Annotated in this window: 24 protein-coding genes; 6 read left to right on the top strand and 18 right to left on the bottom strand. The window is 46.7% G+C overall.

What is annotated here, in order from left to right; all coding sequences use genetic code 11:
• Window positions 1–2: 2 nt before the first annotated feature.
• From phoU to AC58PQ_RS06210, 5 genes are all read right to left on the bottom strand, one after another.
• Window positions 3–662 (bottom strand): phosphate signaling complex protein PhoU, encoded by a 660-nt coding sequence (gene phoU / locus AC58PQ_RS06230; protein WP_497241090.1) that lies wholly within the window; start codon window positions 660–662, stop codon window positions 3–5.
• A 23-nt stretch (window positions 663–685) separates the two neighbouring features.
• Window positions 686–1,453 carry a phosphate ABC transporter ATP-binding protein PstB gene (gene pstB / locus AC58PQ_RS06225; RefSeq protein ID WP_497241089.1) on the bottom strand — a complete coding sequence of 256 codons (768 nt, stop codon included), beginning with the start codon at window positions 1,451–1,453 and terminating at the stop codon, window positions 686–688.
• A 3-nt stretch (window positions 1,454–1,456) separates the two neighbouring features.
• Window positions 1,457–2,314, bottom strand: a complete 858-nt coding sequence (pstA, locus tag AC58PQ_RS06220; protein WP_497241088.1) for a phosphate ABC transporter permease PstA — start codon at window positions 2,312–2,314, stop codon at window positions 1,457–1,459.
• On the bottom strand, window positions 2,311–3,249 hold the full coding sequence (pstC, locus tag AC58PQ_RS06215) for a phosphate ABC transporter permease subunit PstC (RefSeq protein WP_497241087.1): 939 nt from the start codon (window positions 3,247–3,249) through the stop codon (window positions 2,311–2,313). The genes pstA and pstC overlap by 4 nt, the downstream gene beginning before the upstream one ends.
• Before the next feature lie 848 nt (window positions 3,250–4,097).
• Entirely contained in the window at window positions 4,098–5,024 is a 927-nt protein-coding gene (locus AC58PQ_RS06210) for a phosphate ABC transporter substrate-binding protein (RefSeq protein WP_497241086.1), read from the bottom strand.
• A 259-nt stretch (window positions 5,025–5,283) separates the two neighbouring features.
• Here AC58PQ_RS06210 and AC58PQ_RS06205 point away from each other — a divergent pair, with 259 nt between their 5' ends.
• Window positions 5,284–7,203, top strand: coding sequence for a methyl-accepting chemotaxis protein (locus tag AC58PQ_RS06205; protein WP_497241085.1), 1,920 nt, complete (start codon window positions 5,284–5,286; stop codon window positions 7,201–7,203).
• Between the two features lie 72 nt (window positions 7,204–7,275).
• Here the strand turns inward: AC58PQ_RS06205 and motB are convergent, their stop codons facing one another.
• Both motB and motA read right to left on the bottom strand, forming a co-directional pair.
• Window positions 7,276–8,082: a flagellar motor protein MotB gene (gene motB / locus AC58PQ_RS06200; RefSeq protein ID WP_497241084.1), complete on the bottom strand. Its 807-nt coding sequence runs from the start codon at window positions 8,080–8,082 to the stop codon at window positions 7,276–7,278.
• Window positions 8,079–8,867: a flagellar motor stator protein MotA gene (motA, locus tag AC58PQ_RS06195; RefSeq protein ID WP_497241083.1), complete on the bottom strand. Its 789-nt coding sequence runs from the start codon at window positions 8,865–8,867 to the stop codon at window positions 8,079–8,081. Before motA ends, motB begins: the two co-directional genes overlap by 4 nt.
• A gap of 364 nt (window positions 8,868–9,231) precedes the next feature.
• Here motA and AC58PQ_RS06190 point away from each other — a divergent pair, with 364 nt between their 5' ends.
• The gene (locus AC58PQ_RS06190) at window positions 9,232–10,104 is read left to right on the top strand and encodes an aldo/keto reductase (RefSeq protein ID WP_497241082.1); all 873 of its coding nucleotides are present in this window, start codon (window positions 9,232–9,234) and stop codon (window positions 10,102–10,104) included.
• A gap of 209 nt (window positions 10,105–10,313) precedes the next feature.
• Here AC58PQ_RS06190 and AC58PQ_RS06185 read toward each other — a convergent pair whose 3' ends face one another.
• The 5 genes from AC58PQ_RS06185 to AC58PQ_RS06165 form a co-directional block, all read right to left on the bottom strand.
• Window positions 10,314–10,814: a metallophosphoesterase family protein gene (locus tag AC58PQ_RS06185; protein ID WP_497241081.1), complete on the bottom strand. Its 501-nt coding sequence runs from the start codon at window positions 10,812–10,814 to the stop codon at window positions 10,314–10,316.
• A 186-nt stretch (window positions 10,815–11,000) separates the two neighbouring features.
• Window positions 11,001–11,762 carry a DeoR/GlpR family DNA-binding transcription regulator gene (locus AC58PQ_RS06180; protein ID WP_497241080.1) on the bottom strand — a complete coding sequence of 254 codons (762 nt, stop codon included), beginning with the start codon at window positions 11,760–11,762 and terminating at the stop codon, window positions 11,001–11,003.
• A gap of 10 nt (window positions 11,763–11,772) precedes the next feature.
• Entirely contained in the window at window positions 11,773–13,275 is a 1,503-nt protein-coding gene (rhaB, locus tag AC58PQ_RS06175) for a rhamnulokinase (protein ID WP_497241301.1), read from the bottom strand.
• Window positions 13,269–14,489, bottom strand: a complete 1,221-nt coding sequence (gene rhaI, locus AC58PQ_RS06170) for an L-rhamnose isomerase (RefSeq protein ID WP_497241079.1) — start codon at window positions 14,487–14,489, stop codon at window positions 13,269–13,271. Before rhaI ends, rhaB begins: the two co-directional genes overlap by 7 nt.
• 27 nt (window positions 14,490–14,516) lie before the next feature.
• Window positions 14,517–16,586 (bottom strand): bifunctional aldolase/short-chain dehydrogenase, encoded by a 2,070-nt coding sequence (locus tag AC58PQ_RS06165; RefSeq protein ID WP_497241078.1) that lies wholly within the window; start codon window positions 16,584–16,586, stop codon window positions 14,517–14,519.
• Window positions 16,587–16,763: 177 nt separating this feature from the next.
• Here AC58PQ_RS06165 and AC58PQ_RS06160 point away from each other — a divergent pair, with 177 nt between their 5' ends.
• Complete coding sequence (locus AC58PQ_RS06160; RefSeq protein WP_497241077.1) at window positions 16,764–16,889, top strand: DUF6199 family natural product biosynthesis protein; 126 nt, start codon at window positions 16,764–16,766, stop codon at window positions 16,887–16,889.
• Between the two features lie 126 nt (window positions 16,890–17,015).
• Here the strand turns inward: AC58PQ_RS06160 and AC58PQ_RS06155 are convergent, their stop codons facing one another.
• Window positions 17,016–17,645 (bottom strand): SLOG family protein, encoded by a 630-nt coding sequence (locus tag AC58PQ_RS06155; protein WP_497241076.1) that lies wholly within the window; start codon window positions 17,643–17,645, stop codon window positions 17,016–17,018.
• Window positions 17,646–17,892: 247 nt separating this feature from the next.
• Between AC58PQ_RS06155 and AC58PQ_RS06150 the strand changes: the two genes are divergently transcribed.
• Together AC58PQ_RS06150 and AC58PQ_RS06145 are read left to right on the top strand one after the other, a co-directional pair.
• Window positions 17,893–18,327 carry a methylglyoxal synthase gene (locus AC58PQ_RS06150; protein ID WP_497241075.1) on the top strand — a complete coding sequence of 145 codons (435 nt, stop codon included), beginning with the start codon at window positions 17,893–17,895 and terminating at the stop codon, window positions 18,325–18,327.
• Window positions 18,328–18,425: 98 nt separating this feature from the next.
• Window positions 18,426–18,803, top strand: coding sequence for a YmaF family protein (locus tag AC58PQ_RS06145; protein WP_497241074.1), 378 nt, complete (start codon window positions 18,426–18,428; stop codon window positions 18,801–18,803).
• 92 nt (window positions 18,804–18,895) lie between these two features.
• Here the strand turns inward: AC58PQ_RS06145 and AC58PQ_RS06140 are convergent, their stop codons facing one another.
• A complete protein-coding gene (locus AC58PQ_RS06140; RefSeq protein WP_497241073.1) occupies window positions 18,896–19,915 on the bottom strand; it encodes an alpha/beta hydrolase family protein in 1,020 nt (339 codons plus the stop codon).
• A gap of 21 nt (window positions 19,916–19,936) precedes the next feature.
• Window positions 19,937–21,220 carry a Gfo/Idh/MocA family oxidoreductase gene (locus AC58PQ_RS06135; protein ID WP_497241072.1) on the bottom strand — a complete coding sequence of 428 codons (1,284 nt, stop codon included), beginning with the start codon at window positions 21,218–21,220 and terminating at the stop codon, window positions 19,937–19,939.
• 161 nt (window positions 21,221–21,381) lie between these two features.
• Between AC58PQ_RS06135 and AC58PQ_RS06130 the strand changes: the two genes are divergently transcribed.
• Window positions 21,382–22,203: a helix-turn-helix domain-containing protein gene (locus tag AC58PQ_RS06130; protein ID WP_497241071.1), complete on the top strand. Its 822-nt coding sequence runs from the start codon at window positions 21,382–21,384 to the stop codon at window positions 22,201–22,203.
• A 191-nt stretch (window positions 22,204–22,394) separates the two neighbouring features.
• On the opposite strand, the gene AC58PQ_RS06125 is transcribed toward AC58PQ_RS06130, so the two are convergent.
• The 3 genes from AC58PQ_RS06125 to AC58PQ_RS06115 form a co-directional block, all read right to left on the bottom strand.
• Entirely contained in the window at window positions 22,395–23,165 is a 771-nt protein-coding gene (locus AC58PQ_RS06125; RefSeq protein WP_497241070.1) for an SDR family NAD(P)-dependent oxidoreductase, read from the bottom strand.
• A gap of 17 nt (window positions 23,166–23,182) precedes the next feature.
• Window positions 23,183–24,571, bottom strand: a complete 1,389-nt coding sequence (locus AC58PQ_RS06120) for a glutamine synthetase family protein (RefSeq protein WP_497241069.1) — start codon at window positions 24,569–24,571, stop codon at window positions 23,183–23,185.
• Window positions 24,572–24,653: 82 nt separating this feature from the next.
• Window positions 24,654–26,039 carry an NAD-dependent succinate-semialdehyde dehydrogenase gene (locus AC58PQ_RS06115; protein WP_497241300.1) on the bottom strand — a complete coding sequence of 462 codons (1,386 nt, stop codon included), beginning with the start codon at window positions 26,037–26,039 and terminating at the stop codon, window positions 24,654–24,656.
• Between the last annotated feature and the right edge of the window lie 63 nt (window positions 26,040–26,102).

Here is a 26,102-nt window from a genome sequence, read left to right as displayed (position 1 = left end):
ACTTACACGTTCAAATCCTTGCGTTTCCCTGTAACCATATAGATGACGCCTTCGCCGATATTTGTAGTATGATCTGCCACACGCTCCAAGAAGTGTGCAACAAACAACAGATGGGTTAATTGACGATTCCGATGATAATCCGTGCCCATCATCCCCATCAGCTCCTGCATCACCGTACTATACAGTTTATCTACGCGGTCATCCTTCTCGGCAAGTGATGCTGCCCTATGTACATCACGTTCCGTATAGGATAGAAGGCTCTCGTGAAGCATTTCGATCGCAATTTCAGCCATTTGCGGAATGATTTCTAGCGGCTTTACAAGCTCCTCACCTGAAAACCGAATCGTAATCTTGGCAATATCGACAGCATGATCCGCGATACGTTCCAGGTCTGTCGCAATTTTGAGCGCCGTTCCGATGATTCGCAGATCACTCGCCATCGGTTGTTGTAAAGCAATTAATCGCAGACACAGCTCATCAATGGTCGTTAAATAATCATCGATGAGATCATCCTTTTGGATGACTTGCTGTGCAGCCTTCTCGTCTAGCTTCGCAAGCGACTCTACTGATTTGTAGATGAGTTCTTCTACACTTTCACCCATTTGCTGCAATTCTTTTTGTAACAGTGCTAATGATTGATGAAAACCCGGTCTTGCGTCCATGTATATCTCTCCTTCGATGTGTTTTAGCCGAATCGGCCCGTGATGTAATCTTCCGTACGTTGATCATTCGGATTAGTGAAGATCTTATCGGTTTGGTCTGTTTCTACTAAATAACCGTTAAGGAAGAAGGAGGTCATATCTGATATTCGTGCTGCTTGCTGCATGTTGTGTGTCACGATGATAATCGTATATTTCTCTTTTAAGGTTTGTGTTAGTTCTTCTACTTTCAATGTTGAAATCGGATCTAAGGCCGATGTCGGCTCATCCATAAGCAGCACATCAGGCTCAACAGCTAGTAGACGAGCTATACATAACCGTTGCTGTTGCCCCCCGGATAATCCCATGGCAGACTTATTCAATCGATCCTTTACTTCGTCCCAAAGGGCAGCTTGTTTGAGACTACGTTCTACAATTTCATCTAGAACTGCCTTTTTCTTCGTACCATGAATCCGCGGACCATAGGCGATGTTATCATAGATACTCATTGGGAATGGATTCGGACGTTGAAACACCATGCCTACACGCTTACGTAGGGAAACGACATCCGAATCAGAACCATAAATATTTTGTCCATCCACAGCTACATTCCCTGTGATCCGGACGCTATCAATCAGATCGTTCATACGGTTTAAGGTACGAAGGAAGGTAGATTTCCCACAACCAGAAGGACCAATCAACGCCGCAATGGTTCCTGTTTCGATACTTAAATCTACGTCGTGAAGTGCCTGATTTTCGCCATAAAATAAATTCAGCTTTTCTGCTTTAATCTTATACTTCGTCGCAATAGCCATGTGTTATTTCCCCCCGGAAAGTCTTTTTTGTAAGATTCGACTTGGTATCGAAACCAGCAGATTGAAGATCAGGACAACAATTAGGAGTAGCGCAGCACTGCCTTTGGCAATCTCTTTCGCATCCGGAACGAGTGACTCCGCACCGATATACCAGAGATGAACGGATAGTGTCTCCCCCATTTTGAGCGGATTGAAATCAGGAAAATAACGAGAAACGGATAAACCAGCCGTGTAAATAAGAATTGCTGATTCGCCAAGCGCACGGCCGGCAATCAATGTGATCCCTGTAATCAAGTTTGGTAAAGCAGCAGGAATGAGTACCTTACGGATCGCCTGCCATTTCGTTGAACCAAGCGCCAAGCTAGCTTCCCAATAGGAATCAGGCACTGTACGAATAGCTTCCTCCGTAACCCTTACCATGACAGGTAGATTCAATAGAGCTACGGTAGCCGCGCCACCGATGATTGAAAATTTGAGCCCTAGCAAATTAGCGAATAAAAGAAATCCGAAGAGACCAAACACGATCGACGGTACAGAAGAAAGGGCCTCAACAGAAATTCTGACGAGGTCAGTGAACCAATTTTTTTGCGCATAAATAGCTAAGTAAATACCTGAGAATAATCCGATTGGAATCGAGATCACAAGTGACAAGAACAGAACATAGAAAGAGTTGAAAAGCTGAGGTCCTACCCCGCCGCCGGCTTTGATTTCTTCCTGTTTTCCGAAGATGAAATGCCAGGATAAGTGCGGGATACCATCGCCTAATATACGAACGAGAAACCATGCTAGAATCCCGATAATGATAATGCCTGATGACCAAAAATAGATCGTTGCAATGCGGTCCGTCGTTTTACTTGTCATTTGAGTTCACTCCTCTTAGCTACGATACGGATGATGAGAATGAGAAATAAGGAGATGACAAGTAGTAACAAGGCCATCAAGTACAACGCGTTATTCCATGTTGACCCGTAATTCGTATTCCCCATGTCTTTAACGATCGCTGTTGTTAACACTGTCGTGGAGTCGAGCAGCGATTTCGGCATTTGCGGTGAGTTCCCGATTACCATGAACACGGCCATTGTTTCACCAATCGCGCGGCCCATCCCAAGAATGATCGCTGTCAAAATACCTGGTCTAGCTGCTGGCAAGAGTACACGCCACATCGTTTGCCACCGTGTTGCTCCGAGCGCCAGTGAGGCTTCTTCCAAACGACCAGGAAGCGAGCGAATCGCATCTTCCGAAATGGACAGAATAGTAGGAAGAATCATAATTGCTAAGATAATCGCCGCTGGTAAGATGCCGTAACCGATGCCACCTGTTATTTTACCTAAAGCAGGCACGATGACGGTCATACCAATCAATCCGTACACAACAGAAGGAATCCCCACGAATAAATCCGTAGCAGGACGCATGATCTCGCGCATCCATTTCGGTGCTATTTTGGCCATAAACAAGGCACCTGATAGCGCAAGCGGAACGGAAATGACAACCGCAACAAGCGTCATCAGCAGCGTGCTGTATAGGAAAGGAAACGCTCCGAATTTATTTTGACCAGGCGTCCAATCGGTTGAAAAGAAAAAATCCAAAGGGCTTACACCCTGAAATGTCTTGATACCCTGCATGCCTACGAAAATGATGATAGAGAATATGATGGCAGAAACTAAAGCAGCACTACCTACAAACAACCACCTCATTATTTTATCTTGTCTATGCTGTCCTTGGGTCCATTTAGTGATGACTGGACGATTCTTTGCGTCCGATTTCGCGCTGGTTAGTTGATCTACTATGGAATTCACTTCGTGATTCCCCTTTCTCTGCAAGTAACACATGACTTACTATTATCATAGAATATAAATGTCATTGGATCGTAAATGAATTGTTAAGGGAATGTAAAAGTTTTGGTTAGGAGAGCGATAAAATCGGGCGCGGGCGCGGCCTCGCAGGGATCCTGTGCGCGCATTGTGACGCCGACGCATGGTGGCGGTCAAACCCCTACGCGACGTTAGTCGAAAAATTCGACTATCTCGGGCACTTGCGTGGCTTCGCGGGAGGCGTTAGTCGAAAAATTCGACTATCTCGGGCAACAGCGCGGCCTCGCGGGAGGCGTTAGTCGAAAAATTCGACTATCTCGGGCACTTGCGCGGCTTCGCGGGGGGCGTTAGTCGAAAAATTCGACTATCTCGGGCACTTGCGTGGCTTCGCGGGGGGCGTTAGTCGAAAAATTCGACTATCTCGGGCATCAGCGCGGCCTCGCGGGAGGCGTTAGTCGATAAATTCGACTATCTCGGGCACTTGCGCGGCTTCGCGGGGGGCGTTAGTCGATAAATTCGACTATCTCGGGCACTTGCGCGGCTTCGCGGGGGGCGTTAGTCGAAAAATTCGACTATCTCGGGCAACGGCGTGGCCTCGTGGGAGGAGATAGTCGAAAAATTCGACTATCTCGGGCACTTGCGTGGCTTCGCGGGGGGCGTTAGTCGAAAAATTCGACTAACTCGGGCAACGGCGTGGCCTCGCGGGAGGAGATAGTCGAAAAATTCGACTATCTCGGGCACTTGCGTGGCTTCGCGGGGGGCGTTAGTCGAAAAATTCGACTAACTAAAAAAAGAGCGCTGCATAAATATGCAGACGCTCTTGCTGTAACCATTTATTTTTTCAACAAATCAGCTGGTAAAAACTTCAACTCACGAACTTGCTTACCTTGGAATTCTTTGCTGGAGATGTAGTCGATGAATGCTTTAGCAGCACCTTTCGCTTCACCTTTTGTGTACATATGCTCAACACCGAACAATTTGTATGTGCCGTTTTTGATATTTTCTTCAGAGAAAGCAACACCATCAAGTTTCAACGCTTTAACTGTGTCATCAATATAAGGAGTATCTACATAACCAATGGCACCAGAACCAGATGGACCTGCAACCGCCGTTTTCATTGCACCGCTGTTCTCTTGTGTGATACCGTCTTTTGTGAATTCTTTGCCATCCAAAATGATTTTTTTCACAAGTGTACGGGAGCCTGAGCTGTCTGGACGGTGAACAAGAACGATTTTCGCGTCATTGCCGCCAACTTCTTTCCAGTTCGTGATTTTACCTGTGTAAATGTCTGCTGCTTGTTGTTTCGTTACGTTATCCACTTTCACATCTTTGTTAACGATCAAAGCGAAAGGCGCGATAGCGACTTGGTGGTCAACAAGACCTTTATCTTTATATTCAGCTGCAGGTTCTACGTCGGAGTTACCGATGTCTGATGTACCGTCTGCTACGTTTTTAATTCCCGTACCTGAACCCCCTGCTGTTACGTTAACTGTAACCTTTGGGTTCTTTTCCATAAACTCCGTTGCTGCTTGTTTCACTAATGGTAGAAGTGCGCTGGATCCAGAAGCTGTTACCGTACCGCTTAAATCAGTTTTCGGAGCTTCAGTAGGTTTCGTAGAAGCTGCTACAGTTGCTGCTGGTGAAGCGGATGTTGCATCTTTTGTTGTTTCTGTTTTGGCGCCGCAACCAACCAAAGTCCCCATCATTAATACCGCGGATAGTGTGAATGTAATTCCTTTTCTCGACATGAAGTTAAACATTGTTAACATGTCCTCCTTTGAATGTATGTGCTGGATTTGGTTAAGTTCGATCCCCATCTACTTGTGTGTCGAACGACCTTACTTCCATATGGTAACAAGCGAATGTAAAATACAAACCCACGAAACGTAAACGTAATGTAAAACTTTTAATTTACAAATCGCTTACATATTTCGACGCTTTAGTTAATAGAAGCCCCCTATATTAATAAGTAATAAGGTGCAAAATGTCTAAGCTTATCTATTTATAGGAGGTATACATATGGGTAAAATGATGTTGTCCAACTTCTCTATGCGTGCAAAATTAATCGTAAGCTTCAGCGGTGTGCTGCTCATTTTCTTTGCTGTGGCGCTGTTCAATCTTCATCAGGTGACGAAGATTAAGCAGCAAATGATCAATCAGAACGATAAAGTAGATCTTAAAGTGATGGCCTTAGAGCTTAAGAATATGGTTCAGGAGATGAACATCATTGCTTCTGGACTTGAGATTTCCAAGAAACCGGAATTTATCGAGAAGTACAATAGTAAACGAAAGCCCTACAATGATTTCATAGAGAAGATCGGCAATACAGCCAGCACCCCTGAACAGCAAAAATGGCGCAGCCTCTTAATCCAAGCCTCTGTCGATTACATCAATAATTTCGATACAGCGGCCAAAATGGTTCAGGATCCGAACATCAAACCCACTGATCTTCAAATTAATCTGTTGTACTTATATAGTGAATCGCAAGAGCTGAAGGATAGCATTTTTGGATTAGTCGATAAATTTTATGTCACCTATGCGGACGGTGCTGCCCAGGCGATTGCTAGCTCCTCCAAGGCACTGGGTGATAGCCGCACGATCATGTTAGTTGCTTCCGCTTTCGTCTTCTTCCTTACCTTGGTCATCGCGTTTCTCATTATTACGTCGTTCACACGTCCGATCTCTATTCTGCAAAGAGCGGTCACACGCATTGCTGCCGGTGATTTAACGCAAACCATTAACTCGACGGCTACAGATGAGCTAGGTCAATTAAGCAACAGCTTTGACCAGATGATTCAGCAGGTTCGACTCATGCTCGGCGCGACGAAGGGCATCGCTTCTTCCTTATCCGCCCACTCCCATGAATTTCATCGCTTTTCACAGCTGACAGCTTCGGCGAACACAGATATCCTCAAGGCGATCCATGAGATTTCATCAGGTGCGGATGAGCAAGCGATGAAAACAGAGAGCAGCTCCATGCTCATTGCCGAACTGGAAACGGAGATCCGCGACATTAGCGCGTACACCTATGAAATGAAACGCAGCAGCGACGAGGCTGCTGTCGGGACACTGCAAGGGACTGCGTCCGTGCAGGCACTGAAAACATCAACTGCGCAGTCGCAGCACCTGCTGCAGAAGGTGGACGCGGCGATGCAGACGCTCAGCGCCAGCTCGAAGCAGATCGGCGCCATCGTGCGCTCGATCATGGATATTTCAACGCAAACGAATGTGCTTGCGTTGAATGCCGCGATCGAAGCGGCGAGGGCCGGCGCGCACGGACGCGGCTTCTCTGTGATCGCGGACGAAGTACGCGAGCTGTCTCTGCAAACGAACGGATCGTCGAAGACGATCAGCGGAATCATTGGGACGCTGCAAGGGCAGATCCAAGAGCTACAGCTCTCACTCGTCGATGCGCGTGAATCTGCGTTGACGCAAAGCAGCCATGTGGAGGAAACATTTGGCTCCTTCAGTAGAATTGAGCAATCAACGTTGGTCATCCGAGAGCAAATTGTGCAAATTCATCAGAAAATCGAGCAAGCCCAATCGAAAAACAATCACCTTATCGATTCCGTTCAGTTTGTTGCCGCAATTGCACAGGAAACAGCTGCTGGTGTTGAAGAGGTCAACTCGACTAGCATCCAACAGGACGTTTCGATCCGACGTATTGCGGAAGAATCGGATGATATTCTTGAACTCGCTCAGCAGCTTTTTGCAGAGATTAGCAAGTTTCAAATTAGTGAAGCCGCAAGTGAGGATGAAATTATACATATCAATGCAAGTGAAGAAAACGTCGTGGAACAAATTATGGAACAAATCGCTGCCATTGAAGTGGAAATGAGCTTGGAGCCGGCGTTCGAACACCATGATCAGTCTAAACAGAAGGAAATCAAAGAGGAGGATCAGCTTCAAGAAAAGAAAGAGCTGGTTGGGGTCAAATAACGATGAGAAAAAAGAGCCGATGTCCCGCATCTGGGATTTCGGCTCTTTTCTCATATTAGAGTGACGATCACTTTATTGGGCGATCTCATCGGTTGCCTTGATGCTGCGAAGGACGCTCACTTCAACTCGACGGTTTTGCGCTCTGCCCTCCGTCGTCGCATTCTCAGCAATTGGACGATACTCTCCATACCCGACTGAGGAATAAAACGCAGGCTGAATCTTGGTGTTGATGAGTAATATTTTCATAAAATTCACAGCACGCTTGGCGCTCAAATCCCAATTCGTTTCAAAATCCGCTCGGTGAATCGGAATATTATCCGTGTGTCCAGCCACCTCAACCTGATAGCCCGGATATTGCCCCAGTAAATTGGACATTGATGTGGCAAGCTTTTGAGATTCCTGTTTAATCGTAGCTGAACCGGAATCGAATAACGCACGATCACTTATCGTAATGGTTAACTTCTCATTATCAAGCTTAGTTGTCAACTGCTCACTCATCTTATTTTCCTTAATAAAAGCATCCATGCTTTCCTTTAATTCTTTGAGATCCTTCTCTTCCTTCTGAAGCTTGGCAGCTAACCCGCTTTCGGTCTTACGCTCTTCTTTGGTAGGTGGACTCTGGCTCTTTTCCGTATTTTTCGACGTATTCGCCGTATCGTTAATGGGAATTAAATTCGACATCGCGAAGGGTGCTTCACCACCAGAGAAAGCACTGTTTAACGAGCGCATGATCACGTCATATTTCTTCTCATCAACTTGGTTCGACGCAAACAGAATAATAAAAAGAGCAAGGAGTAAAGTTAATAAATCCGCGTAGGGAATGAGCCAGGTTTCATCAATATGTTCTTCATGATCCTCATGCCTCTTTTTTTTACTCACTGCGCCCCCTCCGCTCCTTCTTCATAATATTCACGTTCTTTATTAGGAACGAAAATCATCATTTTTTGCTTCACGGAATTCGCAGAAACGCCAGATTGAATGGAAAGCAAGCCCTCAACGACCATTAGCTTGATCTCAACCTCTTTCTTGGACTTCTGCTTAAGCTTATTGGCAAAGGGATGGAACACGACATACCCCAAGAAAATACCAAACATGGTGGCAACGAATGCCGCTGAGATCAAGTGTCCCAGCTTTTCAATTTCACTCAAATTACCAAGAGCCGCAATAAGTCCGACTACAGCACCTAGTACTCCTAGTGTTGGCGCGTACGTTCCTGCTTGTGTAAAAATGCTCGCAAATTTCTTATGTCTTGTTTCCATTTCAGCAATATCCTCAAGAAGAACATCACGAACGAAATCAGGGTCGTTCCCATCAATGATCAGACGCATACCACTTTTCATGAAAGGATCCGAGAGTTCCTCTGCTTGCTTCTCCAATGACAATAGCCCTTCACGACGTGTAATGCTCACCCAGTTAATGAACGTCTCGATCAACTCTTTTTTGGGCATTAACTTCTGCTCTGTAAAAATAATTTTTAACAAGGCTGGAATTTTCTTGATTTCTTCGAGTGAGAAAGCAATGAGCAAACTCGAAGCTGTTCCACCGAAAATGATTAAGGCCGCAGCAGGATTTAATAAGGCAGCTAGATTTGCCCCCTTTAATACCATACCTAAGCCAATTGATATTCCCGCCAACACAATACCAATGATTGATGATTTCTCCATCCTTATGCACCTCTTTACGTATTCGATTGATTTATATCATCTTGTTCCAGCAAGGTTCTCGACAGTAAATGAGTCCATACTTCCATAATAAGTTTATTTAGCCATTACCACAATCCTTTTCCACAAAAATATTAGGACTAAAGTCCCACTGGTTTATAAATTCGATCTAATTAGGTCGAATCTTGACGATTATCTCTACCTTATTAAGTTACATGTTGCACGTGATGATTCCTGCTTGTTTCGCTCTACTAACTATTTCCAACGAAGAAAACTTCATCTTTCATCTGTGGTAAAATTGGTATGTCTTGGTATTCATTTTGGGAACGATAGGACAGAATAGTATTAGCATGCCATCGTAGGAGGAATGATTGGATTGGAGAAAAGACCTTTTGGGCGGGCGGGAGCACATTTCCCACTATTAAGCTTTGGCGCTCAGCGTATTGTGGATGAACATAACTGCACAGAGGAACAAGCGATTCAGATTGTAAACCGTGCCATTGATGAGGGAATTACTTATTACGACACGGCGCCTAGCTATTCTGCGGGCCAATCGGAGGATCGTCTCGGCAAAGCGTTAGCGCTGCATAACCGAAGGGATGAGGTCTGGATTGCTACGAAGACCCATGATCGTACGCGGGACGGCTCTCTGCGACTACTTGAAGCTAGTCTGAAGCGTCTACAGACCGATCATGTGGAGGAATGGCGCTTACATAATATCATGAAAATGGAAGAACTGGATCAGTGCTTCGCCAAAGGCGGCGCTTTGGAGGCTCTCATTGAAGCGAAAGAACAAGGCATAATCAAGCATATATCCATAAGTGGTCATACGAATCCAAATGTCCAATTGGAAGCCATTGACCGCTATCCTTTCGATAGTGCGCTTGTTGCGCTGTCCGCCGCAGATCACTTGGTATATAGCTTTGCACATGAGTTTCTACCCAAGGCAAATGAAAAAGGCATCGCGATCATCGGGATGAAGGTCATGGCACTCGGTAAATTGGCGCCTTGGTATGAGAAAGCCTTGCGATACACGCTGTCACTGCCGATTTCTACAGCCATCGTCGGCATGGAGTCCATGGAACAGTTAGAGCAGAATCTCGCAATTGCCAAAAACTTCACCCCAATGACCGATCTCGAGCAGCTTGATTTCCTCAAGGAGATTATGCATCTGGCGAATCCCGATGTGCTTAAATGGAAATCGACGGACTGGGTGTCCGGTGAGTGGTATGTGCGGTAGAGTTTAAGTAGAAACTGCGAAAAGCCCGATAGCTCAGATTGAGCCTATCGGGCTTTTGTTCTACTGGGTAACCAAGTGCGCAACAACAGTAGGTACTATTGCTTTGAATGAGAATAACTTCTATCGAAGTCATACAAGGATGAGCGACCGCGTTTTAAAGGTTGTTTTTATCGCCAATATGAATTTGTTTTTCCGAATCTCGGAAACTTCTAAATTCTTATGTGGTCATAAAAGAAATGCTCAGCCTTCCATTGCTCCCCTAATTGGAGAATGCCATACGAGTAGCGAGGCTGTCTTCTTTTATCCGTAGGTGAACCTGGGTTGAACATGATCGTCCCTTGAACATTTTGAAGATACGGGATATGCGAGTGTCCAAAAATCACCATATTAAGCCGCTCAGCTTCGAAAGCCTCACGAGCTCTTTCCTCCGTCGTTTTCCGGAAGCCATCCCCATGGATGAGTCCTATGCGAAAATTACCGAAGGTTAATAGTTTCTTCTTCCCAAACCTCTCCACGATTTCTACACCGTCATTGTTACCAGCCACCGACTCACATGGCGCTATCTGCTCCACAAGCTCGATGACATGCTCACTCACCCAATCGCCTGCATGAATGATAAGATCAACACCTTGTAAGCCAGCTATAAGAGCATCGGGCAGCTTCTGTGCATTGTAAGATAAATGCGTATCCGCTATAACACCTATTCGCATCGCCTTTTACTCCTTCCAAGATTGACTAGTCATTAAGGATATACTAATCTCAACAATCGTCAACGAGGCAGCCGATTCACTCCGGCAGCCTCGTCCTGGTCTCTTATAAAACAAACATTTTCAATAGCTGAATAACCAAAACATCTCAGTAACAAACAACTTGCGGCACGGGGATTTACGTATGTGCTAATCCAATTGGCGGACGTTAACGCCTTTTTCACGGATACGCGCAAGGGCATCCTTACTTGTTAGCCGATCGGTGATCACGTGTTGAATATCAGACCAGTCTGCAACCTGTGTTAAGTCTTGCATCCCGAATTTACTATGGTCAGCCAGCAGATAGGTTTCGTCTGCGATGCTGATCATTTTGCGCTTAATGAGCGCTTGAAGCTCATTCGACTCGCTGATGCCGCGCTGAATATGCACCCCTTTGCACGATAGAAAAAGCTTATGTGCATGGTACATGTCCAAGGATCTCTCGGACAAGGGCCCCACGTAGGACAAGGACTTCGGAGAAAGCAAGCCTCCTGTAGAGATGACTTGAATCTTCTCTTTGCCGCTGACCTCCAAGGCAACTTTCATCGAATTGGTGATGATCGTAATCGCCATATCGGGAATCATTTTCGCCATATACCAAGCCGTGGTACTCGCATCAAGAATGATGCGGTCCCCCTCCTGAATATGGGAAACAGCTTCCTTCGCAATGCTGTTCTTGAAGTCCGCGTGCGCCGTCTCCCGCTCCATGAACGGAACTTCGGTCTGCGCTTCCTTCACACTCACCGCACCACCGTGGCTGCGCATAAGCTTGCCGTCGGCTTCTAACCGATCCAAGTCACGTCGAATCGTCTCTTCCGTGACCTGACACAGTTCACTCAACTCGGTTACGCGAATGCTTCCTCTTTCATTTACCAATTGAACGATTCTCTGCCATCTTTCTGCTACCAGCATTGTAAACCCCTCATTTCACCGTCGATCGGGAGGCCACCTGACAAAAACTTGCATACGCCGCCTGCCAACCCGCGCCATTCTCTGGCTGATACGTTTGGACTGGGAACGAATTCCGAATCAGTTTCCTGGCTTCGCGCAAATTCGCGATATACCCTAGTGCTATCCATTGTACTACAAGGTTACCTAAGGCACTACCCTCAACAGGACCAGCCCACACTTCACGCTGCGTTGCATTGGATGTGAATTGGCAGAGCAACTCGTTCTGAATGCCGCCGCCGACGATGTGAAGTCCACGATACGTTTTGCCTGAAAGCTGCTCCGTACGCTCCAGAATAAAGCGATATTTCAGCGCTAAGCTTTCCAAAATGCAGCGCACGATCTCGCCGTCCGTTTGAGGCACAGCTTGCTGGGTGTCACGGCAATATTGTTGGATTTGCTTAGGCATATGAGCTGGGTTAAGGAACATATTATCATCCGGATCGATGAAGAATTGGAACGGCTTTACTGCTTCTGCTTGCTTCACAAGTTCAGCGAAGCTAGCGGTTTTGCCTTCCTTTTCCCACTTCCGTTTACATTCTTGAATGAGCCATAAGCCCATAATGTTCTTCAATAAGCGATTCGTGCCGTACACGCCGCCTTCATTCGTGAAATTCCAGGCTAACGCTTGTTCCGTGAGGACAGGAGCGCACGTTTCCGTTCCAAGCAATGACCATGTTCCACAGCTTAGGAACGCGAAGTCATCATCAAGCGCAGGAACGGCTACAACCGCGGACGCTGTATCATGCTCGCCAACGGCGATGACAGGAATGGAAGGAACATCCAGTTCCTCACAGACGGCTGGGCTAAGCGCCCCTGCACGTGAACCCGAGGCTACTGGCGGCAAGAAGATCTGTTCCGGCAGGCCAAGCTGGTTGATCAACTCGGTGTCCCACGTCAAGCTAGTCGCATTAAACAACTGCGTCGTCGTGGCATTGGTGAATTCGCTATGCTTCTCGCCGGTTAAGAAGTAGCGCAACAGGTCTGGAATCATCAGAAAGGTTGCTGCTCGACCAAGTAATTCCGGGTTATTTTTTTGGAGTGCGTACAGCTGGAAAATGGAATTGAATTGCAAAAACTGCAGCCCCGTTGCGGCATACAGCTTCTCACGACCCACGATATCCATCACTTCGCCCATGATGCCGTCCGTATGATGATCCCGATAGTGATACGGGTTCCCTAGCAGTTCACCATTTGCAGCAAGCAATCCAAAATCGACAGCCCACGAATCAATCGCTAAGCTTTCAATCTCGGTATATCCATGATGTTTGGTTTGTAAAATGCCTTGCTTCAGCTCATGAAGCAACCGCAAAATGTCCCAGTGAAGGTGGTTGCCCACCCGCACTGGATCATTCGAAAAGCGGTGAATTTCCTCGATCGTGATCCGGCCCGCTTCAGAATCAAGACGTCCGACGATCGCTCTGCCGCTGCTTGCTCCCAAATCAAAGGCTAGAACTGCCTGCGAGGTACTCACCAGCTTGCACCGCCTTTGCCGCGTGCATTAATTTTCTCGTCGTAGCCACTTGCCAAGTAAGCTTTCATCGGATCAACTGGCACGCCAATTTCCTCACGAACAGCCTGTAGAAGCGGCGTTACATCGAATTCAAAAGCTTTACGAACCGCATCCTCAGCGCCAAGAACATCTTGATTCGCTTGTGCAGAACGAACTTCTTCAAGGTTGATCAGAAGAGCTTTCGCATATTGCGTTTGCACGTTTAGTACGGAACGCAGCATCGCTGGGATTTTACGCTCAATGTTATGACTTTGGTCGATCATATAAGCGATATTATCAGCAGCTTGGCGAATCTGTGGATTCTTATCGTTCGCTGCATCAATGATTTGGTAGAAAATCAAGAACAATTCATACGGATTCACAGATCCAACGATCAGATCATCATCCCCATATTTACGGGAGTTAAAATGGAAACCGCCTAGTTTATTTTCATCCAACAAGTACGTCACGATGTGCTCGATGTTCGTTCCTTGTGGGTGATGCCCCGTATCAACAAGCACTTCAGCTTGCGGTCCCAATTTGTTCGCCAAATTGAACGCCATGCCCCAGTCAGCTAGATCCGTGTGATAGAACGCTGGCTCGTAGAACTTGTATTCGATCAACATGCGCATGCTTGGTGACATCGCATTGTACATTTCTTTGAGTGACTCGTACATCCACGCTTTGCGAGCACGGATATCCACTTGACCTGGATAGTTGGAGCCGTCTGCGAACCATAGGCTCAGTACGTCAGAACCAACTGTTTTGGCGATATCCACACACTCTAGTAAGTGATCCGTCGCTTTACGACGAATCGCAGCGTTCGAGTTCGTTACACTTCCGAAGATATAATCATCTTCTTGGAACAGGTTCGGGTTCACAGCACCGATGGAAACGCCTAGATCAGACGCGTGCTGCTTCAGCTTCGCGTAATCGTCTACTTTGTCCCACGGGATGTGGATGGCAACCGACGGGCAAACACCCGTCAGTTTGTGCACTTGCGCCGCATCTTCGAATTTCTCGAAGGGATTACGCGGTACACCTGTTTGTTGATAGACTTTGAAGCGTGTTCCGGAATCTCCGTAACCCCATGAAGGCGTCTCAACTTTCAGGGCTTTCAGTTTCGCTTTAACAGCTGCTATATCAATGCCTCTCAGGGCTTGTTGCTCTTCGAATAATGCGTAGGCTTTGTCGCTCATCGGTTTGTTGCCTCCTAATATTTGTGATTAGCGTGTGAAGGCAGCAGGTACGCCACCATCAACAGTGATCATGCAACCTGTTGTTTTAGCTGCTTTGGATGATGCGAAATACACGATAGCTTCTGCCACATCTTTCGGGAAAATGTTAACAAGCAGCGTCGTTCTTTTGCGGTAGTGCTCTTCCAACTGATCCGGTTCAATTCCGTAAGCAGCAGCACGCTCATTGCGCCAGCCGGAGTTCCAAATTGCGGAGCCTTGTAGAATCGCATCAGGCAATACGGAGTTCACGCGAATACCGAATTCGCCGCCTTCTGCCGCGATACAACGAGCCAAGTGAATCTCTGCCGCTTTGGCCGTGGAGTATGCGGATGCATTTTTCCCAGCAAATACGGAGTTTTTGGAGCCTACGAATACCATGCTCCCGCCGATTGTTTGCTTTTTCATAATTTTAAACGCTTCTCTCGCAACAAGGAAGTACCCTGTGCTAAGCACGTTCATGTTCAAGTTCCACTCTTTCAACGATGTTTCGTCAAAAGGACTGGAAGTCGCAAGACCCGCATTATTCACGATAATATCGATGCCGCCGTAGCTAAGAATAGATTCGCGGAACGCTGCTTCTACTTCTTCTTCTTTCGTTACGTCCATGCGAACAGCAATCGCTCTGTTTTCGCCATATTGTTCATTAAGTTCTGTCGCTAGCTTCTGTGCACCTTCAAGGTTCAGGTCAGCAAGCACAACGTGTGCGCCATCTTTGAGGAATTGACGAGCCGTTACGCTTCCGATTCCGCCCGCGCCACCAGTGATGAAAGCAACTTGACGGGAAAATTCAGCTTCTGCAGGAGCCAATGTTAATTTATAAAGTTCAAGAGGCCAGTACTCGACATTGTAAGATTCATTTTCGCTTAGGGATACGAACGTTCCAAGAGCTGTAGCGCCTCTCATAACGGAGATTGCACGGTGGTAAAGCGCGCCGCTTATTTGAGCCATTGCCCAGCTTTTGCCTGTGTTGATCATCCCGATTCCTGGAATAAGGATAACACGCGGAGCCGCTTCATTGATAACGTCGCCTTCATTTTTGTTACGGTCAAAATAGGCCTTGTACTCTTCTTTATAAGCTTCGATTCCGGATTTCAAAGCTTCTGTTAAGGAAGCTGCATCACCCGTTGTCGGGTTCCAATCGATATATAAGGGCTTCATTTTCGTATGAACAAGGTGATCCGGGCAAGCTGCTCCCACTTGTGAAAGCACTGCTGCATCACGGCTGTTTACGAATTGAATCACGTCAGCCTCCGTGTCAATGGTAAGGATCATTTTCTTCTCATTGCTTACAGCACCGCGAACGATTGGAAGAACTTGAGCCAATAGTTCCTTGCGAGCTTCTTCTGTAAGGGATTCATATTTGGAACCGCCATACAAATTCGCTTCGTTCACACAAGCTTCGATGAAGCTTTCTGCTTCATTGATGATGGCAATAGTCTTGAGGTAACTCTCTTCGGACGTTTCGCCCCAAGTCACAAGACCATGCTTCTCCATAAGAACAAGCTCAGCCTTCGGATTGTTGCGAACGCCATCTGCGATCATTTTGGAAAGTGTAAAACCAGGACGTACATAAGGTACCCATACGAAACGATCGCCATAGATTTCTTTGGCAAGCTCACGTCCATTATGTGCACAGCAGAGCGAGATAATCGCATCTGGATGCGTATGGTCAACGTTTTTGAATGGCAAGAATGCATGTAAAAGCGTCTCAATGGAAGCACGCGGATGTTTGCTGTCGATCATACAGTTCACAAGGTAAGCAACCATTTCCTCGTCGGACATTTCGTCACGCTCGATTAATGGACGAATATCTTCCATGCGAAGACCTGTGAAATTCTTTGCTTTCATCGTGCCAAGGTCAGAACCGCTGCCTTTCACCCACATCACTTCAACATCGCGACCACGGAAATCCTTTTCAATCGTTTTGTAAGAAGTGTTGCCGCCGCCCCAGTTACAAACAGCACGATCTGTTCCTAGCAAATTAGAACGATAAACAATTTCCTCTACGCCTTTCGATACTGCATTCGCTTTTGATGCATCCCATAAATTCGCAACCATTTTAAGTACCCTCCTAAGTTTTACATCCCATGAGTATGTGTTTGTTTTTGATGGTTTCATCTTAACATATCTTTGTTTGTTTTTGAATAATTATTTTTATGTTTGTTTTCCAAAGAAACAGAAACAGTTCGCTTCGCTCGTATTCTGAACATTTTCTTTCCCAAGTTCGGGTGATACATGCGATATGGCTGGATGATCAAAAGCGAGTCAGAACCAAGCGATGCTTATCTGTTGATGAGTCGGATCTCTTCGGTTATTGTTTTGGTTGTATTTCGTTTTGTTTTTCTGCCTTTTCTTTTTTGAAATTGAAAACGGACTAACTCGGCTCATACTGCCTCGCTTGCACATGAGTTTGTCGATTTTATCGACTAACTCTAAAAATAAAGGACGTTCGTCAGATCAATTGATCTGACGAACGTCCTATTCGCGTTAAATATCATCATCGAAATGCCATTTATCTCCGCCATCGTTGCTGGACTCGCCAGACATTTCATCCTGCAAATCGCCCATATAATCGCTCACATCGTCCTCCGCCACATTTTGCAAATCAAAGGCATTGATCGTCATAATCGGATACGCATGATGCGCCGCGATTTGAGCAGCCTGCAGTTTCATAAACTTCGGTGAACCTTCAGTCTCTTCATCATAGACAAGCAGGATGCCATCCGAGTTACGGAGCAGGAACTTGTCCCGTTCCTTGAACTGCCAGGGCCCCTCGTATTTGGTCTTCGTTATGCTGTTCACATAATTGGCGCGTTGCATGACGTTCGCGTAGCAGCCTTTCTTATCATCGCTCCACTTCTCTTCCTGCTCCAGAAATGGCGTGATCACAGCGAGTTTCAGTTCTGGATGGGTGCTCTCTCTCAGATCAAGCACGGCCTCTGCGGCCCAGAGTTCAACGCCCCATTGACCACTTACAACAACCCACTCAAGTCCGTCATCCAACAAGGCGATGAGTCGTTTTTGAATCGCTTTTTTAATAATCGGAATGCCAGGATGCTTCAGCGAGAAAATCCCTAACTCATTCGCTTTGTACCCTGTAATGAGTACTCTTTTCAACGAACTCACCCCCTTGTTGATTATCCATACAGGTTAGCATAGTTAGTTCGAATTAGGAAGAAGCGCATGCATCCGCCTCTTTTAATGTAATGATATATGACATTAAAATGAAATATAGCGAATTAAAGACGTATTATTGACTGAATTATTCAAAATAATGATTGAATTATTTAAATTTTTGAGTTATTCTGTTCTCAACACACGAATTAACGTCAACTAACATGACATATAAAGGGGCGAAGAGGAAATGAATATTGCACTAGTTGCGCATGATGTGTACAAAAACTTGCTCGTGGACTTCGTTATTGCTTATAAGCATATTTTTCAAAAGCACCAGCTTTATGCTACTGGAACTACAGGAAGAAGAATCAGTGAAGCCGCAAAACTGGATGTGATTCGACTTCGTTCAGGACCATTTGGCGGAGATCAGCAGATCGGCGCGATGATTGCGATGGATGATATTGATTTGCTTATCTTTTTCCGCGATCCGATCTCTGCGTTAGGGCATGAACCCGATATTACCGCCCTCCTTCGCCTCTGTGATGTTCAACAAATCCCACTCGCTACGAATGTAGGTACCGCAGAAATGTTGATCCGGGCCATAGAAAGCGGCTTCCTCTCTTGGCGTGAAGAAATTCGTAAATATGATTCACCGCGATTAAATGGTACGGAGAACACATAGATGCGCTGAATTCCGCATTGTGCTAGTCTTTCGACCAAGCCAGTTCACTCTGAATTGCATATGATAATATCATCTCTTCTCGAAAGGATGATAGAATAATGGCAAGAATCAAACAAGGATCAGGCGGGCCGGTACAATTCAGACATCGCATGCAGGGGTTGACATCTCTCGTACAAAATCATCGGCATTCCTTCGGTAATTTAAGTGATATTGTGATCCCCGAGGATGGCAGACATCGTCACACGTTCCAAGGTATCACGACAACAGCTGACGGACATCGTCATTCGTATTCCGGTCGCACGGGCCTCAACATCGGTGTAGGCATAAACCATTTTCATCGTTTTCAAATTTTAACAAATATCGCAGATGGGCATCGCCACGTCATTTCCGGCAGAACAACAGGTGTCATTCGAATTGGTGTCGTAGTTGGTCACAAATTGATTATTGAAAGCATCGTTCGTCAGAGCGTGAAGTAAGTTCTTATATCCTATCATCAACCACACCTTCGCCACGAAAAAGCAAGAGACTACTGAATTGATTTCAGTAGTCTCTTCGAGCTTTAAAGCCTTCAAACTTCGCCTTCCCTCATTAAAATCTCCACCAACCAAGAGTAAGCCTGGCTCCCATTCACTTCATGAACACCTTCATAGAGATGAACGCCGAATCGCTCAGGAACGCCCGCCATCTCATACACCTGCTCCAAATACGAGACAGCCTCTTCCACACCTTCAATGGGAAAAATCGAATCCTGTCTGCCCGATGCGATGAACAGTGGTCGTGGGGATAGCAACCCGATCAGCTCAGGAAGTTCCGCGAAATCGAGCACACCAGGTACATAGTTATCAATACAATGCCGAACACCCATGATGCTGCGCTTAAATGTATTGGCGAACGCACATAGGACCGTAGCCTGAATGCGTTCATCTAATACCGCCGTATAGGCAGCGAGTAGTCCGCCACCAGAAAATCCGAAACTACCGATGCGGCTAGCGTCTATATCCTCACGTGACACCATGTAATCTAATGCTCGCATAGCTTCCTGTACACGTACACCAGCTAACGAGATCCCATATAGCATAAGATGTGCAGCGAGCATTTGGCACGAAGAATTGCCAACTTGCCCGTCAAATTGGTCAGCTTCTAAGCGCCGATCACCGAAGCCAAGGATTTCGGGAGCGACAACTATGAAGCCGCGCCTTACCATTTCCAAGGCATAGTTACCATGAATATCCGACTCGCCCGTATGCTCAGTTCCATCCGCGTTCAAACCAACGATCTGCCTACTGCCGAAGCCATGCCCATGAAGCGCCAACACAGCAGCAGACTTACCTGTCACACCTTTGGGCAACAGCACATAAACCGGAACCCGAAAGCCCCACAACGTACCGATTTCGATGCGTTCACGGATATGATCCTCGCACACCACACGTTCAAGAAGAACAGGACGAAGCTCGTCCTGTTCCTCCATCGGTACTGCTAAGGAGCTCGCCAAACGCTTTTTCATATGATCCTTCGTCAGTTCCTGCTGCTCACGTTTCAACTCGAAGGAACGATACAGATTAGCCATGCTTGCGTCCGGACTCCACATATGACACCCCTCCGTCACAGGTTAAAATTTCACCAATTTATCTACAGCAACCGGCTGCCCCGTCCGTAATGAAATATTTCCAGCAATACCAGTCAGAATGGACATCGCTCCATCCACATGGGAAGCCGCGCGTTTGAAACGGTCATCGGATGGCTTATCGAAGATATCCTTCAACAACACAGGATCTCCACCACCGTGGCCGCCAACCCCTTCTTCAAGTTCTACTTGATAAGGTGCTGCGAACATTGGGAATACCGTAATCGTCTTCGATTTCAACGCACCCTCGTCCGCTTTTTCGCCTCCAGCGTTCACGTAGGACTTCTCGACAACTTTCATTTCAATTCGGCCTTTGCTGCCGTTAATGTTCACATTAAAGCCTTCCCAAGGCAAATACGCATTCAAGGAATAAGTCAGAATCGCTTTATTTTTATAGCGAACCATCACCCCCATCGTATCTTCAATGGAGATCCCGTCACCAAAAACGCTTTGATCACGCTGATAACCATCCTCATGCTCGGCATCCAAATAAAGCCCTTTTAATTGTGGATTGCTATCCAAATGAAGAGCGAATGGATCCTCTTTCGCGTACGCATTTCCCGTAGCACGTTGGTAGAACTTCGTTTCTCCACGTTTCTCTGCATTGGCTTTTCCGTAGAACATCAGATCTCCCATGGCAAAAACCGTCTCCGGTTGCGTTCCTAACCAGAAGTTAACAAGATCGAAATGGTGTGTTGACTTGTGGACAAGCAAGCCGCCGCCATTGCGCTTATCGCGGTGCCATCTGCGGAAATAGTCTGCGCCATGCTCTGTGTTGAGTAACCACTCGAAATGCACGGAATGCACATCGCCGATGGTGCCGTCCATGATCAACTCGCGGATTTTCGTATTATGCGGTGCATAACGGTAGTTAAAGGTCACGCGAAGCTGCTTTCCTGTGCGTTTGATGGCATCCAGAATTTCTTGGCATTTCTCTTCATCAACCGTCATCGGTTTCTCTGAAATAACATCGCAACCGAGCTCCATCGCTCTAATAATATACGTATGATGCGTACGGTCTACCGTTGTAACAATGATTACATCCGGCTTTTCTTGATGAATCATTTCCTCGAATTGGTCAGCTTTATACGTAGGAACAGCATGATATTCATATTTGGACGACAGTAAATCGTTCGTAAAATTCATACGTGTTTGATTAATATCACAAATCGCAACAAGCTCTGATGTATCTTGAAAGTCTTTTACCATTGATCCATAGAAAAATTCTGCCCGTCCTCCGGTACCTACAATCGCATAACGTGTTTTCATCTACCTTAATCCCCTCTCGAATTAGAACCTCGACCAAGTCTTGCATTAAGATTAATACAATATTTGTATGGTTTCTAATCGAATATTGTCTAATGACTTTATTTCTTTGCACATATTGCTGTAAACTAGAGTGATAAGACGAGACATTAGGGGGACCGACGTTGATTCATTACCTGATTGAAAGACTACGAAGAGAGCATTCCTTCAATATGCCCGTGAATCATTACCACGACCATTACGAAATTTATTACTTACTCAGCGGCAAACGCTACTATTTCATACAGGATCGCACTTATCTAATGCAAGAAGGTGATCTTGTGTTTATTGATAAAAACACACTTCACAAAACGCTGGATGCCAACGCTCAGCCGCACGAGCGTATTTTGTTAAGCTTTGATACCGCTTGGGTGAGCACGATGGGGCATGACTCCCACGCCATTGCGCTAGCACCATTTCAGCTAAAGCAGCGTATCTTCTCGCTATCCGGAGCAAATCGCACGATCGTCGAGAATCTACTATTTAGTTTATTGCGTGAAAAGCAGCTGGAGCAAAAAGGTTGGGAACTCAATAGTAAGGCGCTGCTTACGCAATTGTTAATTTGTTGCAGTCGACTGATGAATCAGCTCGACACATATGAAGAGCAGCCGCAGGCGCATAATCCCAAAATTTTCGAGATCGCCACCTATATCCATGAAAATTTCCACGAACGGCTTAGCTTGGCGACAATTTCGGAAAAATTCCACATTAGTCCCAGTTATTTCTGCCGTTCTTTCAAGGAAACGACCGGATTCTCCTTCATTGAATACTTGAATAATATCCGCATTCGGGAATCCCAGAGGCTTCTGAGAGAAACAAAGCTGAAGGTCATTCACATCGCCGAGCAATCCGGGTTCGATAGCGTCGCTCACTTCGGGCGGGTTTTCAAGCAAGTGACTTCGCAAACACCTTTGGAATGTCGGAAGATGATGCATCTCGGGCTGTAACCATTTTCCGATACGCCGTCGGGGTCATCTGTTTGAGTGCCTTAACACCGCAGACTTAAGACTTCCCCTTCACTTCTTCATCGTTGTGAGGGGGAAGTTTCATCCTTTTTTAACCTTGAAAGAAAGGAGAATGACAGTGAATCACTGGAAGATCGGATTCTAAATTAGAGGGGGGGGGTTTTCATGTTGTTTCAAAAATAATTGCAAGTAATCCCCCCATCGATATGGAGAATCGCGCCGTTGGTCCAATCCGATTCATCCGATGCCAGGTAAATCGCGCTGTTCACGATGTCTTCAGGTCTTCCAAAACGCCCACTTGGCTGACGGCCCAGTCGAATCCGCTTCGCCTCCTCATCTTTCAGCAGCCATTCGGTTAATAATGGAGTTTCAATCGGCCCTGGACAAATCGCATTGCTACGAATGCCTTGGGGTCGGAATTGAATAGCCAGTGACCGGGTTAAGGAAACGATGGCTCCTTTGGATGCCGTATAAGCGTCTTGAGGCACACTGCATCCCATGAACGCAACAAATGAAGCGATGTTGATAATCGAACCCTTCTGCTGCTTTACCATATGCGGGATGACATGCTTACACGCAAGAAAAGTTCCTTTCACATTCACATCCATCACCCGATCCCATACTTCGACGGTCGTATCAATGACAGAGCCATCCTCCGAAGGCATAATTCCTGCATTATTATAGAGGACATCGACTTTACCGTAGTGTTTTATTACCTGGGTCACCGCTGCCTGCACACTCTCTTCATTGGACACGTTGCAAGTAAATAAAGCAGCGTCTCCTCCTTTCTCTTTTATCTCCAAAGTAGTTTTAAGCCCTGACTGCTCGTTTATCTCAAAAAGAGCAACCTTTGCCCCTTCCCGCGCAAACATTTGAGAAGCCGCCTGCCCCATACCGCTGCCCGCTCCGGTAATAATGCATACTTTATCCTGTAAACGCCCCATCTATCTGCCCTCCATTATCAGATTTGCTCAAAATATCTGGCCCTCTCCCAATCGGTGACAAATGCGTTCATGGACAGTTGCTCCACTTTGGCCATGTTATAATAATGGTCTGTCACTTGATCTCCGAGTGCACTGCGCACGATCGGACTTTCTTTCCAAAGCTCCATTGCTTCGTACAACGACGCTGGAACACGAGGAAGTCCTTTCATCGCGTAGGCGTTCCCCTTCCACTCTGGTGCAGGCTCGATCCGGTTCTCGATTCCATATAAGCCGGCCGCGATCATCGCCGAGTAGGCAAGATACGGGTTCATATCCGCTCCAGGAATTCGGTTCTCAATACGCAAGCTTTGCTGATCCCCTACAATTCGCAAGCCGGAGGTTCGATTATCATGGCTCCAGACAATATGCACCGGTGCCCAGCTTTCTGGCGCAAACCGCTTGTAAGAATTCACATTAGGAGCGAAAAAAAGAGAAAAGTCGCGTGTACACGCTAAAATACCACCTAAAAAATGCCTCATAGTCTCCGACATCGCGTACAGTTGCTCAGCAGAGTCGTAAAAAAGATTTCGTTCCCCCTGAAGGTCCCATAAGCTGATGTGGATATGACCGCTCGATCCTGTCCACCCATGATGGGGTTTGGCCATGAAGGTCACTGAATTTTCATACTGCATGCAAATCTCTTTGATCCCATGCTTCAGCAATACATGCCGATCGGCAGAAGTGAGGGCATCCGCATAAAGTATATTAATCTCGTGCTGCCCGACTGCCGCTTCGCCTTTAGTCGATTCAATCGGGATTCCCGCCGCGGTCATATCGTTTCTGATTTTCCGATAAAGAGGTTCATTGCGGGTTCCCTGCAGCAAATTATAATCCTCGTTATAGTGCCCCGCTGCTTGCAGATCCCGGTAGCCTTTATCATGAATGTTCTCATACGATTCTTTAAATAAATAAAATTCAAGCTCGCTTGCCATCATCATGCGAAATCCCTTCTGCTCCGCTCTTTGCAATTGCTGTTTGAGAATATTGCGCGGAGCAATACCGATGGGGGATCCTGTTTTTTCATCTACGACATCGCTGAGGACCATCACTGTCTTTTCCAGCCAAGGGATGACGCGTAAAGTGGACCAATCCGGCCTCGCTAACCAATCTCCATAGCCGGTTTCCCAATTCATCTGCTCGTACCCGCCGGGAGTGTTCATTTCCATGTCGGTTCCGAGCAAATACACACAGAAGTGAGTCCCTTTGGACAGACCGCCACGCAAACAAAACTCGCCTGTAAGGCGTTTACCCATCAATCGGCCCTGCATATCGCAAAATGCAATCATCACCGTATCAATAAGGCCTGATTGAATCGCCTCTTCCAGCTCCGCTTGAGAAATCAGCCCTGAAAGCCGGTTCTCATCCATGGTTATCCCCTCCTAAAAGCTTTTTGATGCAGAGCGTCTGACCAAGACGCAGCCAAAAAACTCGCTTCGTAAGCGTCAGCCGCTAATCGTCCAATTTCAAATTGATATACTTCAGTTCTAAAAATTCATCCAAGCCATGATGGCCGCCTTCGCGTCCAATTCCGCTTTCCTTGATTCCGCCAAACGGCGCTTGAGGAACGCTAAGAGAAGTTCCGTTGACCGCGACCATGCCGAACTCCAGCCATTCACATACCCGGTATACTCGGTTCAAATCACGCGTAAAAAAATAGGCGGATAATCCATAAGGCGTTCCATTACAGCGGGTGATCACTTCTTCTTCTGATTGAAAAGCGAGTATAGGAGCGACAGGGCCGAAAATCTCCTCTTTCGCGAGCGCCATTTCATCATGAACATCGTCTAACACGGTTGGGGCGTAAAAATAACCCTTCGCATAATCACCTTCCTCTAATCGATGCCCGCCTGTTAAAATCTTTGCCCCTTTCGCTGCGGCGTCTCCTACCAATCGTTCGACTCTTTCCAGAGCCGCCCGATCAATCAAGGGACCTACGTCCATTCCCGGTACCGTTCCAACCCCCACTCGGAGTTGGCGGACTTTCGAAACGATCTTCTCGCTCAAGGCTGCCCGAATATCTTCATGTGCGTAAATTAAATTAATGCCATTACACACTTGGCCGCAGTTCTCGAATTTATTGCTGACAATGCAAGCTGCCGCTAGGTCCAGATCAGCATCGGGAAAAACAATAACTGGCGCAATGCCTCCAAGCTCTAAAGAAAGCCGTTTCAATTGGTTGGAGGCGCTTTGCATGATGTGTTTTCCCACTTCAGTTGAACCTGTGAATGAAATTTTTCGCACCCGGGAGTCGGATAAGAGGACATTGCCAATCTCAGCCGCATCTCCCGTTACGAGATTAGCCACCCCATTCGGAATCCCGGTGTCGATCAACAGCTGAAACAACGCTACAGCGATTAACGGCGTCTGACGAGCCGGCTTTACAACTACCGTGCAGCCCGCAGCCAGAGCGGGTGCGACCTTTCGGACCACCATGGCAGCAGGATAATTCCATGGTGTAATCATGCCGACGACTCCGACGGGCTGACGCCACACCATGATACGCTGATTTTTGCCGGAGCCCGGGATTGTTTCCCCGTAGATCCGCTTTCCTTCTTCAGCGTACCACCTAATAAACTCAGCCGAACTCTCCAGCTCCCCATTTGCTTCTGCTACAGGCTTCCCCTGCTCCTTGGACATCAAGATGGACAGCTCATCTCGGTTATGCACAATCCGGTCCGCCCAATCGCAAAGATAGCGGCCTCGTTCTTTTGCCGTTAGCTGCCTCCAAGCGGACAAGGCCCGCGCTGCGGCGTCGACCGCTTTTTTCGCGGCCTCCCCAGCTCCCTTGGGAACTTTTCCAACCACCTCTCCTGTAGCTGGATTGTAGACCGTCATACTTTCCGTCAGCACAATTTGTTCTCCGTTGATCCATAGAAAGTTCCATTTTTCCTGATCGGA

The organism is Paenibacillus sp. J22P143, assembly GCF_059692035.1.
The sequence above is the reverse complement of the archived record's forward strand: the minus strand, read 5'-3'. Positions and strand labels throughout refer to the sequence as shown.